This window comes from Ruegeria sp. HU-ET01832, assembly GCF_040371315.1.
Classification (GTDB): Bacteria; Pseudomonadota; Alphaproteobacteria; order Rhodobacterales; family Rhodobacteraceae; genus Ruegeria; species Ruegeria lacuscaerulensis_A.
Map to the genome: position 1 here is coordinate 206,576 of NZ_BAABWL010000001.1, position 15,066 is coordinate 221,641.

General features: G+C 57.2%; 10 protein-coding genes and 1 pseudogene. 4 read left to right on the forward strand and 7 right to left on the reverse strand.

Annotation, left to right across the window (positions count from 1 at the left end):
• Positions 1-153: 153 nt before the first annotated feature.
• The 3 genes from ABWV79_RS01090 (at position 154) to ABWV79_RS01100 (ending at position 3,781) form a co-directional block, all read left to right on the forward strand.
• Positions 154-489 carry a DMT family transporter gene (locus tag ABWV79_RS01090; RefSeq protein WP_353389813.1) on the forward strand — a complete coding sequence of 112 codons (336 nt, stop codon included), beginning with the start codon at positions 154-156 and terminating at the stop codon, positions 487-489.
• Between the two features lie 74 nt (positions 490-563).
• Complete coding sequence (typA, locus tag ABWV79_RS01095) at positions 564-2,381, forward strand: translational GTPase TypA (protein WP_353389815.1); 1,818 nt, start codon at positions 564-566, stop codon at positions 2,379-2,381.
• A 518-nt stretch (positions 2,382-2,899) separates the two neighbouring features.
• Complete coding sequence (locus ABWV79_RS01100) at positions 2,900-3,781, forward strand: hypothetical protein (protein ID WP_353389817.1); 882 nt, start codon at positions 2,900-2,902, stop codon at positions 3,779-3,781.
• Positions 3,782-3,916: 135 nt separating this feature from the next.
• On the opposite strand, the gene ABWV79_RS01105 is transcribed toward ABWV79_RS01100, so the two are convergent.
• From ABWV79_RS01105 to recA, 4 genes are all read right to left on the reverse strand, one after another.
• Entirely contained in the window at positions 3,917-4,519 is a 603-nt protein-coding gene (locus ABWV79_RS01105; RefSeq protein ID WP_353389819.1) for a transglutaminase-like cysteine peptidase, read from the reverse strand.
• A gap of 361 nt (positions 4,520-4,880) precedes the next feature.
• A complete protein-coding gene (locus tag ABWV79_RS01110; RefSeq protein WP_209194592.1) occupies positions 4,881-5,168 on the reverse strand; it encodes a DUF1330 domain-containing protein in 288 nt (95 codons plus the stop codon).
• Position 5,169: 1 nt separating this feature from the next.
• Positions 5,170-7,839 (reverse strand): alanine--tRNA ligase, encoded by a 2,670-nt coding sequence (gene alaS, locus ABWV79_RS01115; protein ID WP_353389821.1) that lies wholly within the window; start codon positions 7,837-7,839, stop codon positions 5,170-5,172.
• Positions 7,840-7,977: 138 nt separating this feature from the next.
• On the reverse strand, positions 7,978-9,045 hold the full coding sequence (gene recA, locus ABWV79_RS01120) for a recombinase RecA (RefSeq protein WP_170354230.1): 1,068 nt from the start codon (positions 9,043-9,045) through the stop codon (positions 7,978-7,980).
• A 192-nt stretch (positions 9,046-9,237) separates the two neighbouring features.
• On the opposite strand from recA, the gene ABWV79_RS01125 reads away from it, so the two are divergent.
• Positions 9,238-9,831, forward strand: coding sequence for a sulfotransferase family 2 domain-containing protein (locus tag ABWV79_RS01125; protein WP_353389823.1), 594 nt, complete (start codon positions 9,238-9,240; stop codon positions 9,829-9,831).
• A 4-nt stretch (positions 9,832-9,835) separates the two neighbouring features.
• Here ABWV79_RS01125 and ABWV79_RS01135 read toward each other — a convergent pair.
• The 3 genes and pseudogenes from ABWV79_RS01135 to guaB all read right to left on the reverse strand — a co-directional run bounded on the left by ABWV79_RS01135 (position 9,836) and on the right by guaB (position 14,912).
• A pseudogene (locus ABWV79_RS01135) lies at positions 9,836-12,127 on the reverse strand (ATP-binding protein).
• A gap of 105 nt (positions 12,128-12,232) precedes the next feature.
• The gene (locus ABWV79_RS01140; protein WP_353389832.1) at positions 12,233-13,390 is read right to left on the reverse strand and encodes an RsmB/NOP family class I SAM-dependent RNA methyltransferase; all 1,158 of its coding nucleotides are present in this window, start codon (positions 13,388-13,390) and stop codon (positions 12,233-12,235) included.
• Between the two features lie 73 nt (positions 13,391-13,463).
• Complete coding sequence (guaB, locus tag ABWV79_RS01145) at positions 13,464-14,912, reverse strand: IMP dehydrogenase (protein WP_170354234.1); 1,449 nt, start codon at positions 14,910-14,912, stop codon at positions 13,464-13,466.
• Between the last annotated feature and the right edge of the window lie 154 nt (positions 14,913-15,066).

Below are 15,066 nucleotides of genomic sequence, written 5' to 3' on the forward strand. Positions count from 1 at the left end.
TAACTGGTCGAACAGTATCTCAAAAAGCTCGTGTAAAAACAGTATGGTTATCCTGACCTCACCTAACTTGTGCACAGGAACAACCGAAACAACTTGCCAGATGTCTGAAATCTGTGTTCAACGAGCTCAACAACATTCAATCCGAGACTTATTTTGCCCAAAGCCTATCTTTTCCTGCTTTTTGCAGTGGTCGCAGAAACGATTGGCACAACTGCGTTGCAAGCCAGTCAGCAATTCACGCGGTTCTGGCCCTCTGTATTGGTCGTGGTTGGCTACGCAATCGCGTTCTATCTGCTTGGCTTGACTCTAAAGTTCATGCCAGTTGGGATCGTTTATGCCATCTGGTCGGGCTTGGGCATTGTGCTGATTGCTGTGATCGGTTTTATCGTTTTTGGGCAGAGGCTGGACTGGCCCGCAGTGATAGGTTTGGTCATGATTTTGTCTGGAATTCTGGTTATTCACCTGTTTTCCAACACTACGGGTCACTGACGGGCGGTTAGGGCTGGCATATTTTGCCGCGTCGCGTTATGCGCGCGGCAACTTCCCGTTCAAAGGCTGACCTCATGGACCTGCGCAATATCGCAATCATCGCTCACGTTGACCACGGCAAAACGACCCTGGTGGATGAGCTGCTTAAACAATCCGGCGCGTTCCGGGAAAATCAGGCTGTGGCGGAACGCGCCATGGACAGCAACGATCTGGAGCGCGAGCGCGGGATTACCATCCTTGCCAAAGCGACTTCGGTCGAGTGGAAAGGCACCCGTATCAACATCGTTGACACCCCCGGCCACGCCGATTTCGGTGGCGAGGTTGAGCGTATCCTTTCGATGGTCGACGGTGTTGTTCTGCTGGTCGATGCCGCCGAAGGCCCGATGCCCCAGACCAAGTTTGTGACCTCGAAAGCGCTGGCGCTGGGCCTGCGCCCGATCGTGGTGTTGAACAAAGTCGACAAACCCGACGCCGAACCTGACCGCGCGTTGGATGAGTGCTTTGACCTGTTCGCCAACCTCGGTGCCGATGACGATCAGCTGGACTTCCCAGCCATGTATGCCTCGGGCCGGTCTGGTTGGGCAGATATGGAACTGGACGGCCCCCGCAAGGACCTGACCGCGCTGTTTGATCTGGTCGTGGATCACGTCCCGGCCCCCAAACAAGCCGAAAAGAAAGACGAGCCGTTCCGTATGCTGGCCACCACGCTGGGAAGCGACCCGTTCATCGGCCGCATCCTGACCGGCCGTGTGGAAAGCGGTACGCTGAAGGCGGGCGACAGCCTCAAGGCGCTGTCGCGCGACGGCACGCTGATCGAAAACTTCCGCGCTTCGAAAATCCTGGCCTTCCGCGGCCTGGCGCAACAGCCCATCGACGTGGCCGAAGCTGGTGACATCGTCACCATCGCGGGCATGAGCAAAGCCACCGTAGCCGACTCGCTGGTCGCACCTCAGGTCGAAGAGGCCCTGCCCGCCCAACCGATTGACCCGCCGACTATCACTGTGACTTTCGGCATCAACGACTCGCCTCTGGCCGGTCGCGACGGCAAAAAGGTGCAGTCCCGTGTGATCCGCGACCGCCTGATGAAAGAGGCCGAATCGAACGTCGCCATCCGCATCACCGACACTCCCGGCGGCGAAGCCTTCGAGGTTGCAGGCCGCGGCGAATTGCAGATGGGTGTTCTGATCGAGAACATGCGCCGCGAGGGATTCGAGCTCAGCATCTCTCGCCCGCAGGTTCTGTTCCGCGAAGAAGACGGCCAGCGTCTGGAGCCCATTGAGGAAGTCACGATTGACGTTGACGATGAATACTCGGGTGCTGTGATCGAAAAGATCACAGGCGCGCGCAAAGGCGAGCTGGTCGAAATGCGCCCCGCCGGTGCAGGAAAGACCCGCATCATCGCGCATGTGCCTTCGCGCGGACTGATCGGCTATCACGGAGAGTTCCTGACAGACACGCGCGGAACCGGTGTTCTGAACCGCGTGTTCCACGGCTGGGCGGCACACAAAGGCCCGATTCCCGGCCGCCGCGCTGGTGTTCTGATCTCGATGGAGAACGGACAGGCCGTCGCCTACGCCCTGTGGAACCTCGAAGAGCGTGGCCGCATGTTCGTGGGTCCGCAGACGGATGTCTATCAAGGTATGGTCATCGGAGAGCATTCACGGGACAATGATCTGGAAGTGAACCCACTTAAGGGCAAAAAACTGACCAACGTACGTGCCAGCGGATCGGACGACGCCGTCCGCCTGACACCTCATGTTCAGTTCTCACTTGAGGAAGCCATCGCCTATATCGACGATGACGAACTGGTTGAGGTGACGCCTAACGCCATCCGGTTGCGTAAACGCTTTTTGGATCCGCACGAACGCAAGCGCATGGCAAAATCTACGTAGACCTTTCAGTGAAATAGTTCACTGATTGGAAACATTGCCCCATTAGTGACATTTTTGCGTACATTAATGCAAAATTAACAAAAACAAGGCCCGCCACTCCGGCGGGCTTTTCTTTTGTTTTTCAATATCGTTCCACCATAACGGGAGTTTTTTCCCGTTTTCTTGTTGTCACACATCTTGAAAATACGGCGAGGGATTGATCTATTTATGTTTAAATTGTGGCAACGGTGTGCTCAGGTAGCACAGGTTAAAGAGTACCAGGGGGCGTAATCATGCGCGTTAAAAGTCGTTTATTATCTATTGTTTTTGTGTCAGCAACTATTCCAATTGTGTCGACAACGGCAGCTACGGCTGCCGAGAAGTGCACTATTAAAACAGCTCGCCAGTCCGTTTCCACGGAAACACTTTGTGCTTGTGAGGTCGTGGAATCCAGGATGTTGCGGTACCTGCAACGCAGGCCTGATTTTGATGACATCTTGGCCAGAACATTGGAAAGTTGTCCGGCTTTCGCAGCCGTGTTGACTGATATTCCCACCGCCAGCATTTCAAACAATCAAAGATCCGGTGATGGCGACGCAAATCCTGGCGAGGGCCTAGCTTTCGGCGGTGGTACCGGTGGCAGTGGTCCAACTAATCCAGGCGGTGGCCCGACTAATCCAGGCAGTGGCCCAACTAATCCAGGCGGTGGCCCAACGAACCCAGGCGGTGGCCCAACTAATCCAGGCGGCGGCGGTGGCGGAACCGGCGGCGGCGGTGGCGGAACCGGCGGCGGCGGCGGTGGAACCGGCGGCGGCGGCGGTGGAACCGGCGGCGGCGGTGGCGGAACCGGCGGCGGCGGTGGTGGAACCGGCGGCGGCGGTGGCGGAACCGGCGGCGGCGGTGGCGGAACCGGCGGCGGCGGTGGCGGAACCGGCGGCGGCGGTGGCGGAACCGGCGGCGGCGGTGGCGGAACCGGCGGCGGCGGCGGTGGAACCGGCGGCGGCGGTGGCGGAACCGGCGGCGGCGGCGGTGGAACCGGCGGCGGCGGTGGAACCGGCGGCCCAGGAAATGGTAATGGTAACAACCCCAACCCCGGTAACGGCGGTGGCAACACCGGAGGGTCCGGCCCCGGCACCGGCAATGGTGGCGGCAACAATGGCAATGGCAATGGTGGTGGCAACGGGACCGGAAACGGGAACGGCAACGGAAACGGTGGCAGCATCTTTGGCGGACCCGGAAATGGTAACGGGAATAACCCCAATTCCGGCAACGGCGGCGGTAACACAAATGGATCAGGCCAAGGTTCCGGAAACGGCGGCAACAACAACGGCAACAGCGGCGGCACCAACGGCAACGGCAATGGTGGCAATGTCGGTGGTGTCGGCGGCGGCAACGGCGGGTCAGGTGGTGTTTTCAACTAACTGACTCTGGTTGAACGCAATGAGGATCGTAAAACACTCTTGTTGCGGACAATACAAACAAAGATCAAAAGAAACGGGGCGCCAGAATTGGCGCCCCGTTTATTTGGTAATCTCCATCGACCGAGTGGTCACAAATTAACTACGGCGGTAGACAGCCACCCAATTCTCTGGCTGTCGTGGGTCTTGCATCCGTAAGAAAAGATATCGGGTATCCGACCACGGTTTGATCGTGTTGGTCAAATTATCTAGCACCAGATCACCCGCTGCGGATCTGTAAACCAAAACGGCATGCGCATTTCTTCGCGTATCCAGCACCGTCGCAATCAGCAACTTACTTGGGTCAATTCCTGCGCGAATTAGATCTCTTTTTTTCAAAAGAGCAAAGTCTTCGCAGTCCCCACCACGTCTGGTCGGCAACGCCCATCTCTCCACGGTTCTATACTGAGATTGGTCCGTAACTTCACGCGTGGTCCGATTGATCTTACGATTCACGCGTTTAACAATCTGCAATTCCTGCTGGCTTGTCATCGCCACCGAAGCAGTGCTGGAACATGCCCATGAGTATTGGCGACACAGCTGTCTTGCTCCGGCAGGCGGAGGCGTAGATGCCACGCTTCTGATGAAGTCTCCTTCGCTGGCTTCCACAGATTTCCCAACGACACTGACCGCCGCGAGAATCGCGCAAACACCCAAAACCTTGCCTGTCGCGGTGAACGCCTGCTCTACAAACGAATTCATGCCTGTCCCTCGATCCTGGTCTCTCCGAACGATTGTCGACAGACAGGACCGTATTCCGATTTAGGAAACTATCGGTAAACGGACGCGGCAGCGCAATCTGGGCTTAAGGTGGATGGAAAAAGAGGCGGAAATTCGTCACTTTTCATGACCATTTCGCGCTGAATTTGTCGGGTTACTGCCACAATTGAGGCAACCAACGAGACCGAAAAGTGCATTTAAAAATTACAAGATGTTGTTATTATTTAAAAAACCGAAAAAAGTCTCAATATTAAATTCACTGAAACGGTCAGATAACATATAGGCCGAAATCCGCGCATTCTTTAGGCCGTCCGGCAGCATTCACCAGACGGCCTTCATGATTCTATTCGGTGATTTCGACGACGACCAATTCGCGTTCACTCGCACCACGTGCGTGGTCAAGGGCCTTTTGGTAGTCGGGCGAATTGTAACACTCGACAGCAGCTTCGACCGAAGGGAATCTGGCTACTACATTACGCGGGCGCTCTTTTCCCTCAAGCTGCACATAGCGTGCAGCACGTGCAATGAATTGCCCCCCATGGGCGGCAATCGCCGGACCCGCCAACTCGGCGTATTTTCCGTAAGCCTCATTGTCCGTCACAGTGACATGTGCGATCCAAAGTGCGGGCATGTTACCCCTCCAATACCTGTTCGGCGGCCTTGATGGCCGCATCCGCGTTCGACGCATCTCGGCCACCGCCTTGCGCCATGTCCGGGCGTCCACCGCCGCCCTTGCCCCCCAGCTCGACCACTGCGGCGCGCACCAGATCCACGGCCGAGACCTTTTCGGTCAGGTCCGCGGTCACTCCAGCCGCTACAGCTGCCTTGCCACCCGCATCCGCGATCAGCAGAACCGCGCCCGTGCCCAAACGGCTTTTGTGTTCATCGATCAGCGCGGGAAGGTCTTTTCCAGAAACGCCGGTCAGCGCCTGCGCCAAGAACGGCACACCGTTCACGTCCTTCGCCTCGGCACTGCCCTGCCCCGAGCCGCCCGCCATCGCCAGATCACGGCGCAGTTGGGCCACTTCGTTCTGCAGCGCTTTGCGTTCGTCCAGCAGGGACTTCACGCGGCCAACCACATCATCAGGCTGCGCCTTCAACTCGGACGCAATCTGGCCCAACCGTTGATCCTGCGCCGACAGGTGGCGGAACGCCTCATCCCCGGTCAGGGCTTCGATCCGGCGCACGCCGGCGCTGCTAGCGCTGTCGCCCAGCACGACGAACGTACCGATGTCCCCGGTCTGGCGCACATGGGTGCCGCCGCACAGTTCAATCGACCATGTTTCGCCATCCTGACCTTTACCCGTGGGCGCCTTGCCCATCGAGACAACCCGCACCTCGTCACCGTATTTCTCACCAAACAGCGCCTGCGCGCCCAGATCACGCGCGTCGTCGGGCGTCATGATCCGCGTCTCGACGGTCGAATTCTGGCGGATGAATGCGTTCACTTCACGCTCGACTTTTTGCAGTTCTTCGACGCTCAGCGCTTTGGAGTGGCTGAAGTCGAACCGCAGCCGGTCCGCCGCGTTCAAAGAGCCGCGCTGCGCTACATGGTCGCCCAGCGTTTCGCGCAGCGCCTCGTGCAGCAGGTGCGTGGCCGAGTGGTTTGCCCGGATCGCGCTGCGGCGGGTGTGATCAACCTCAAGCTCGACCCCGTCGCCTTTGGACAGCGTGCCCTGGCTGACGGTCACCTTATGCGCATAGACCTTACCTTCGGCAAATTTGCGCGTGTCTTCGACCGTGGCCACATCCTGCATATTCTCAAGACGCCGGATTCCACCGGTATCCCCGACCTGACCACCGGCCTCACCATAGAACGGGGTCTGGTTCACGATAACCCAACCGGCGCCACCCTGCTCGATGGTGTCGACCAGCGCGCCATCCACGACCAGAGCAGCCACCTGCCCTTCGGCTTTTTCGGTATCATAGCCAAGGAAATCCGTGGCCCCGGCGCTGTCCAGCACGTCAAACCAAACGGCCTGATCCGCCGCCTCGCCCGAGCCCGCCCATGCAGCGCGCGCCTTGGCCTTTTGTTCGGCCATGGCTGCATCGAACCCGTCGGTATCCACGGTCCGGCCCTTTTCACGCAGCGCATCCTGCGTCAAATCCAGCGGGAAGCCATAGGTGTCATAGAGCTTGAACGCCGCATCACCGGGCAGAGCCTCACCTTCGGGCAGGCCCGCGACCTCATCATCCAGCAGTTTCAGACCACGATCCAAGGTCTGCTTGAACCGAGTTTCCTCAAGCAGCAGTGTTTCTTCGATCAGCGCCTGCGCCTGTCCCAGTTCCGTATATTGCGCACCCATAAGCTGCACCAGCGAGGGCACAAGGCGATGCATTACCGGATCTTTCGCGCCCAGCAGATGCGCATGGCGCATGGCGCGCCGCATGATCCGGCGCAGCACGTAGCCACGGCCGTCATTGCTGGGCATCACGCCATCGGCAATCAGGAACGAAGTCGACCGCAGGTGATCCGCAATCACGCGGTGATGCACGTTCTGATCGCCATAAGGATCAACACCGGTGGCATCGGCAGACGCTTCGATCAGCGTTTTGAACAGGTCGGTGTCATAGTTGTCATGGCTGCCCTGTAGCAGAGCGCCAATCCGCTCCAGTCCCATGCCCGTGTCGATAGACTGCATGTCCAGTTCCACCATCGAGCCGTCCTCGAACTGCTCATTCTGCATGAACACGATGTTCCAGATTTCGATGAACCGGTCGCCATCTTCCTCGGCCGAGCCCGGAGGGCCGCCCCAGATGTGATCGCCGTGGTCATAGAAAATCTCGGTGCATGGACCACAGGGGCCAGTCGGGCCCATCTGCCAGAAATTGTCGTTGGTGGCGATGCGGATGATCCGGTCTTCGGGCACGCCGACCTTTTTCCAGATTTCGAATGCCTCATCGTCGGTGTGGTAAACCGTCGTCAGCAGACGGTTCTTGTCGATGCCGAATTCCTTGGTGATCAGCTCCCACGCAAAGGGGATCGCCTCATGCTTGAAGTAATCCCCAAACGAGAAATTCCCCAGCATCTCAAAGAATGTGTGGTGGCGCGCGGTATAGCCCACATTGTCCAGATCGTTGTGTTTACCACCTGCGCGCACACATTTCTGCGCAGTGGTCGCCCGGCTGTAGTCGCGCGTCTCAAGCCCGGTGAACAGGTTCTTGAACTGCACCATGCCCGAGTTCACGAACATCAGGGTCGGGTCATTGCGCGGCACGAGCGGGCTGGAGGCCACAACCTCATGCCCCTGTTTGGCGAAATAGTTCAGAAAGGTCGATCGGATATCGTTCAGCGTGGGCATAAGGCTCTCTCAGCGCGCAATCATCTTGTTCGAAAACGGGTTTATCGCTGTCCCTGCGGATAGTCCACAGGTGAGGCTGCGCAAACGAAACAAGGCGGCCCCAATGGACCGCCCTGCGTTCACAATTCCGGGATGCCGTCAGGCTTCTAAAATATCGTCATCCTCAGTGGCACCGGGCGGCATATCGAAATCCAACCCATGCGCCGCGCGGATTTTGTCCTCAATCTCTAGCGCCGAGCGGCTGTTATCGCGCAGATATTGTTTGGCATTTTCACGCCCCTGCCCGATCCGCTCGTCCCCGTAGCTGAACCAAGAACCCGACTTCTCAACCACACCGGCCTTAACGCCCAGATCCAGCAGCTCGCCCATCTTGCTGATGCCTTCGCCATACATGATGTCGAATTCCACCTGCTTGAACGGCGGCGCCACCTTGTTTTTGACCACCTTGACGCGGGTCTGATTGCCGACAACCTCATCGCGGTCCTTGATCGCGCCAATACGACGAATGTCCAGACGCACCGAGCTGTAGAATTTCAGCGCGTTACCACCAGTAGTCGTCTCCGGGCTGCCAAACATGACACCGATTTTCATCCGGATCTGGTTGATGAAGATCACCATACAGTTCGAGCGACTGATCGAGCCGGTCAGCTTGCGCATCGCCTGACTCATCAGACGGGCCTGCACGCCGACATTACTGTCGCCCATGTCGCCCTCAAGCTCGGATTTCGGCGTCAGCGCTGCGACCGAGTCGACCACAACCATGTTCACCGCGCCCGAGCGGACCAGCGTATCGGTGATCTCAAGCGCCTGTTCACCGGTGTCGGGCTGCGAGATTAGCAACTCATCCAGATCGACACCCAGCTTACGAGCATATTGCGGGTCCAGCGCGTGTTCCGCGTCAACGAACGCACAGACACCGCCACGCTTTTGCTGTTCTGCAATACAATGCAGCGTCAGCGTGGTCTTGCCCGAGCTTTCTGGCCCGTAAATCTCAACAATCCGGCCCATCGGCAAGCCGCCGATCCCCAGCGCGATGTCCAGACCCAGCGATCCGGTCGAGCTGGCCTCGATATCCTGTTTGGAATCCTCGCCCAGCTTCATGATCGAGCCTTTGCCGAACTGCCGTTCAATCTGGGCCAGCGCGCTGTCGAGCGCCTTTTGCTTGTCTGCGTTTTTCTTGTCGCTCATCGTCAGAAGATCCGCCATTGTCCTGTCGCCTTCCCTTGTGTCACACCCTTGAACGGGCGGCAATCACTGCTTTGTTCGCCTCTTGTTCCTTATGAGATCAAAAAGAGAACATTTCAACTAAAACTTACAATATTTACTCTTGGGCAATTGTGTTAAAGAGTCGTTTACGCCACTGTACAAAGATAACCACTCGTTCTGGCGGACACATAAATGCTTGTTTTCTATGAGGAACGCCTGGCGTTTCTGGCTGTTCCCAAAACCGGCAGCACCGCATATCACTCAGCGCTGAAAGACCGGGCGGACCTTGTCGTGACCGGTCCTCCCGCATTGAAACACGCTCCAGTTCGGCGATATGACAGGTTTTTTCAGAATATCTTCCGAAAAATGTATGACACCGACATGGAGATCATGGCCGTCGTCCGGGAACCAATCGACTGGTTAGGCAGTTGGTACAAGTTTCGTAGCCGTGACGAACGGATTGGGCATCCGCACTCGACCCGCGACATGAGCTTCGATGACTACGTTCAGGCCTATATGAAGTCACCCCGCCCCGAATACGCAGATGTCGGCAGTCAGAGTCAGTTTTTCCGCACGCGCAGCAATGGCTGCGGTGCGGATCATGTGTTCAAATACGAGAATCAAGACAAGATTCTGGATTTTCTGGAAAACCGACTGGACATGAAGATTGCTCTGCAGCGCGAAAACGTCTCTCCAACCCGTGACTTGGCGCTAAGTGCAAAGACTGAACAGAAGTTCCGCAAACGTCATGCGCTGGAATTTGAGTGCCACGAAAAAGCGCAGTAGCGTATCAGTTCATTTGCCGAAACACCGCTTCGGTCAATTGGTTCAATGAGAATGGTTTCGGCAAAAAGGCCGAGTTTGCGATCTCAGGTCCCGAATCTCCGAACGCGCCTTCGGTGTAACCGGACATGAAGATAACCTGCACATCTGCGCGCTTTTCCATCGCAGTTCGTACCCAGGTTGGACCATCGAGTCCGGGCATCACGACATCGGTTACAAACACATCTACATGCAATGTTTCATCTTCTAGCAGTCTCAACGCTTCTTCACCCGAGTCCGCCTCGAGCACCGTGTAACCTTTCAAGCGCAGAGCCCGCGTAGCAAACGCACGAACCGGTGCTTCATCCTCAACCAGTAAGACGACGCCTTCGCCCTGGCGGGCATTCAGAACTTCGGGCTGTACGTCTTGGCTGGGCTCGATCTTCTGCGGCGTGGCTGAAATCGGCAAGAACACCGTAAATTCCGTGCCCTGCCCTTGCACGCTGTCGACGAAAATAAACCCGCCCGTCTGTTTGACTATGCCATACACCGTCGAAAGACCCAGACCCGTACCTTCGCCGGTTCTTTTTGTGGTATAGAACGGCTCGAAGACTTTTTGCAGCTTGTCTGCCGGTATACCCACCCCACTGTCGACGACTTTTACAGTCACATACTCGCCCGGCGGAACTGTCGCGCGGTCGCGGCGCAAAGAATCCGTCAGCGAAACGACTTCGGTTTCGATCCGAACCTCCCCGCCTTAGGGCATCGCGTCACGGGCATTGACCACAAGGTTCATGAACACCTGTTCAAGCTGTCTTTTGTCGACGCGCACGGGCTTTAGGACTGGATCGTGGCTGAGTGTCAAACGCACTGTCTCACCGACCAGCCGGTTCAACAAGTGAATCAGATCCGAAATTGTGTCGCGCAGGTCCAGAACCTCTGGCTGAAGTGTTTGCTTGCGCGAAAAAGCCAACAGTTGACTGACCAGAGCAGCCGCCCTGTTCGCATTCTGGTTTATCTGCACCAGATCACCGTAGTTCGGGTCATTCTGATCGTGCCGCAGCAATAGCAGGTCACAATGACCAGATATTGCTGTCAGCAAGTTGTTGAAATCATGCGCGACACCACCGGCAAGCTGCCCGACAGCCTGCATCTTTTGTCCCTGCACAAACTGAGCCTCAAGTGTCTTAAGCTCGGTCGCATCGTTGAGCACGGCAATCAGGCACACCTGACCATCATTAACCACTCTGTTCAGCGTCACCTGAACGAATACGTCTTTGTCTTGCCGTGTCAGGCGCAAAAATTCGGATTTGGGGGTGGCGTCCTCGACAGCGGCGCGCGACAACCACTCCTGAATCGGGTAACCTAATCCCTGCATCACTTGTGAGACATTCGTCTCGCCTGTCTGAAAGTCGCCAACCAGTTTGATTGCCAATCTGTTTGCATCCAGAACGACCCCGTCCGGTGCAATGCACATGATTGGGACCGGCAAGTCCGCAAAACGTGTTTCTGTTGTCGGTGGCGTGGTCACTTGGACAGGCAGAACCAGCATTTCACGCGCAGACCCCGAACGAGAAAGCTCTGCCACGGTGACATTCAACGGGGCGCTTGAGGCGTTGGCCTGTGTGATCTCACCCGGTGCAGGTTGGCCGGAATTGAAGACTTGATCTGTGTTTTCCGGTTTGTAGCCCAATACATGCTCGGCCATTCCATTAGCCCTCAGCACAGTTCCATTTCGCCCAAGTGTCAAAACAGGAACCGCCACATCATCCCAACGGCCTTCAGCCCCAAGGTGAAACCGCCAGCAATACAGATCGTGCCCGACCGAGAATACTGTCACCGGGATAGTAGACCCGATAGTCACCACATCTTCGCTGGACTTTCCGTGAATCTCAGCCAGAGACTGAAGACGTAAAAGGATTGACGCTGGATTGGCGAAAACTGACATCAAGCAGTTTTCCAACCGGTTACCGGGGAAAGCGTGTAACTGGATTCTGGCCGCTGCGTTTGACGAAAGAACAAGCCCGTCCGCATTGGCAATGACGTCTGGAAACAAGTCCTGTTCAGTGAAAGTATTCATAACTTCAACGGCACGTCGGATAGACCAATCCGCAAACCAACCCTTGAGCGCGACCAGAACTCCTGCCGTGAACAATGAAATTCCGGCGACGGCGAACTCAGTCTTCCAGCACGTCGGCAAAACATTTGTGAGAGGTGCAAGTCCGATGACGATGCCAAATACCAACACGGACATCAGTCGCAGTGGAATCGGAGATTTCCTTATGGAAGGATCCGACAAAAAACTTGAAACTTCAGTCATTAAGAACTCAGCATGTTGGGCCTGTCGCCAGTGAGCCCAAATAAGGTTAAAGACCGCTTAACGAAATCGCGGCCACTCCACCTATGCTTGCTATTTTCATTAAAACTACCGCGTCAAGTGTGCGGTGAAGAAACCGTCTGTTCCGTGTGCTGCGAGCCACAATTTCTGATAGGACATGTTCCAGCCGGAATGCGAACCGAGGAAATTTTCAACGACTTCTTGGTTTTCCGGGTTCAGCATAGAACAGGTCGCATAAGCTAACGTTCCGTCAGGGGAAACATAACCAGATGTTTCCTCGAGAATGCTTAATTGCAGCGCGCTCAACTCCTTTAGACGCTCCGGGGTCAAAGCCCATTTTCCTGCCGGGGCGCGTCTCCAGGAACCGCTGCCCGAACATGGAGCATCAACAAGCACCACATCGAAAGGTGCTTGCGACCGCACCGCATCAGGCGTCAGGATTGTGACTTGCGCCCCTGCGCGCTTGGCCCGATCAGGCAAATCTCTCATTCGCGCAGGATTAACATCATGCGCAAAAACTTCGACCCCGACATGCGCCGCAATGGCGAGTGATTTTCCACCTCCGCCCGCGCAATAGTCCAAAACGCGCTGACCTGGTTGCAAATTCAGATCGGCAACGATGGCTTGACTAGCTGCGTCTTGCAGTTCGACCAGCCCAGTCAAAAACACCTGACTCTGGGCGACTTTACGCGCGCCATCCAGAACCTCCAACGCCGTGTCGCAGGCGTCATGCGTGCGGGCAGTGATACCATCTGCCGCCAACGCAGCAATCGCGCGATCCGAATCCGATTTGATCAGGTTGACACGCAAATGCACCGGAGCACGGGTTTGCAAGGCTTGCGCTACGTTGATTGCCTGGTCCTGCAAAGAGGCTTGAAACACTGGCCACAACCAGTCGGGGATGTCGTATTGCTCGGCCTCAGACAGGAATGCGCGCCCAGTTTCGTCCTCTCCAACAGGCGAAGGGGCGTGACCAACACCCGTGAACAGATCGCTCGGGTCACTCCTCGCCGCCCTCAGGGCCCCAAGCATTAAGCCACGCCCAGTTTCGGCCCCGCCCAACGCCGCGAAAGACCGCTTGCACCGCAACGCTCCGAACACGTGATCCCGAACAGCCGCCCGATCCTTGGAGCCGGCAAAACGGCTGCGCCGCGCCCATCCTGTCAGGGCCTTTTCGACCGGAACATCCCTGAGAATTTCGTCAAGGATTTCAATAGAGGCCTGAATGCGGGCTGCGGGGGTCATAAAGTCGTCCCATGCGTATGTAGAAACACAAAACGGCGCCCGAACGGGACGCCGCAATGCAATTTAAAGCAGGTTACATCACCCGATAGTTCGGGCTTTCACGAGTGATCTGCACGTCATGCACGTGGCTTTCTTTCAGCCCTGCGCCTGTGATCTTTACGAAATTGCAGTTTCTGCGCATCTCTTCCACGGTGGCACAGCCGGTATATCCCATTGCCGCGCGCAGACCGCCGACCAGTTGGTGGACCACTGCGCTGGCGGAACCTTTATAGGGCACCTGCCCCTCGATCCCTTCGGGCACCAGCTTATCGTTGGCGGCGTCCTTCTGGAAATAGCGATCCGCCGAGCCACGCGCCATTGCGCCCAGGCTGCCCATGCCGCGATAGGATTTGAACGAGCGGCCTTGATACAGAATGACCTCACCGGGGCTTTCATCGGTGCCCGCGATCATTGAACCGACCATGGCGCAGGACGCGCCCGCCGCAATCGCCTTGGCGAAATCGCCCGAGAACTTGATGCCGCCATCGGCAATCACCGGCACGTCTCCGGCAGCCGAGGCACAATCCATGATCGCCGTCAGCTGCGGCACACCCACACCGGCCACCATCCGCGTGGTACAGATCGAGCCCGGCCCGATCCCAACCTTGATCGCGTCCGCACCGGCATCAATCAGCGCCTTGGTCGCGTCACCGGTGGCGACATTGCCCGCGATGATTTGAACTTCGTTCGACAGGGTTTTCACCCGCCGCACCGCATCCAGCACGCCTTGCGAATGGCCATGCGCGGTGTCCACCACGATGATGTCGACGCCCGAATCCACGAGCTGTTCGGACCGCTCAAATCCCGCATCCCCGACCGAGGTTGCCGCTGCAACGCGCAGGCGGCCCAGGCGGTCCTTGCAGGCGGTCGGGTTCAGCACTGCTTGTTCGGTGTCTTTCAGGGTTAGCAGGCCGGTCAGCTTGCCTGCGCCATCTACGACCAGCAGCTTTTCGATCCGGCGGGCCTTCATCAGGCTTTTCGCCTCTTCCAGATCAGCCGGTTCCTGAAGCATTGCCAGATTGTCGGTGGTCATCATTGCGTGGATCGGCGTGTCGTCCGAGGTTGCAAAGCGCATGTCGCGGTTGGTCACGATACCCACGACGCGACCATCGGAATCAACGACCGGGAAGCCGGTGAAATTGTAGCGTTCGACCAGCGCCTGCGCGTCGGCCAGCGTCTGATCGGCGCGCAATGTCACGGGGTTATAAACGATACCGGATTCGAACCGCTTGACCCGGCGCACTTCGCGGGCCTGTTCCTCGGTCGTCAGGTTCTTGTGGATCACACCGATCCCACCGGCCTGCGCCATAGCAATCGCCATGCGCGCCTCGGTCACCGTGTCCATCGCCGAGCTGAGCAGCGGAATGTTCATGGTAATCTCGCGCGTCACACGCGTGGTCGTATCCGCCGTTGCGGGCAGCACAGAAGATGCGCCCGGAACCAGAAGTACGTCGTCAAAGGTGAGTGCCTCACGAATCTGCATCTGCTAACCCCATGCAAAACCCCGTTTGACGGCGACCCTATGACATGGATTGCAGCTAAGGAAAAGCCCCTGACCTAAACTAGTTGTCCAACGCGAGCCGATGCCACGCTGAAAAACGACGCAAGTTGCGCAAAACCTGCCGCTGATTGGCCTT

Bases quoted from the DNA above. Each gene is read 5' to 3' on its own strand.
- ABWV79_RS01110 (WP_209194592.1), bottom strand. From the start codon at position 5,168: ATGCCCGCACTTTGGATCGCACATGTCACTGTGACGGACAATGAGGCT.
- ABWV79_RS01140 (WP_353389832.1), bottom strand. From the start codon at position 13,390: ATGACCCCCGCAGCCCGCATTCAGGCCTCTATTGAAATCCTTGACGAA.
- typA (WP_353389815.1), top strand. From the start codon at position 564: ATGGACCTGCGCAATATCGCAATCATCGCTCACGTTGACCACGGCAAA.
- alaS (WP_353389821.1), bottom strand. From the start codon at position 7,839: ATGCCCACGCTGAACGATATCCGATCGACCTTTCTGAACTATTTCGCC.
- recA (WP_170354230.1), bottom strand. From the start codon at position 9,045: ATGGCGGATCTTCTGACGATGAGCGACAAGAAAAACGCAGACAAGCAA.
- guaB (WP_170354234.1), bottom strand. From the start codon at position 14,912: ATGCAGATTCGTGAGGCACTCACCTTTGACGACGTACTTCTGGTTCCG.
- ABWV79_RS01105 (WP_353389819.1), bottom strand. From the start codon at position 4,519: ATGAATTCGTTTGTAGAGCAGGCGTTCACCGCGACAGGCAAGGTTTTG.
- ABWV79_RS01125 (WP_353389823.1), top strand. From the start codon at position 9,238: ATGCTTGTTTTCTATGAGGAACGCCTGGCGTTTCTGGCTGTTCCCAAA.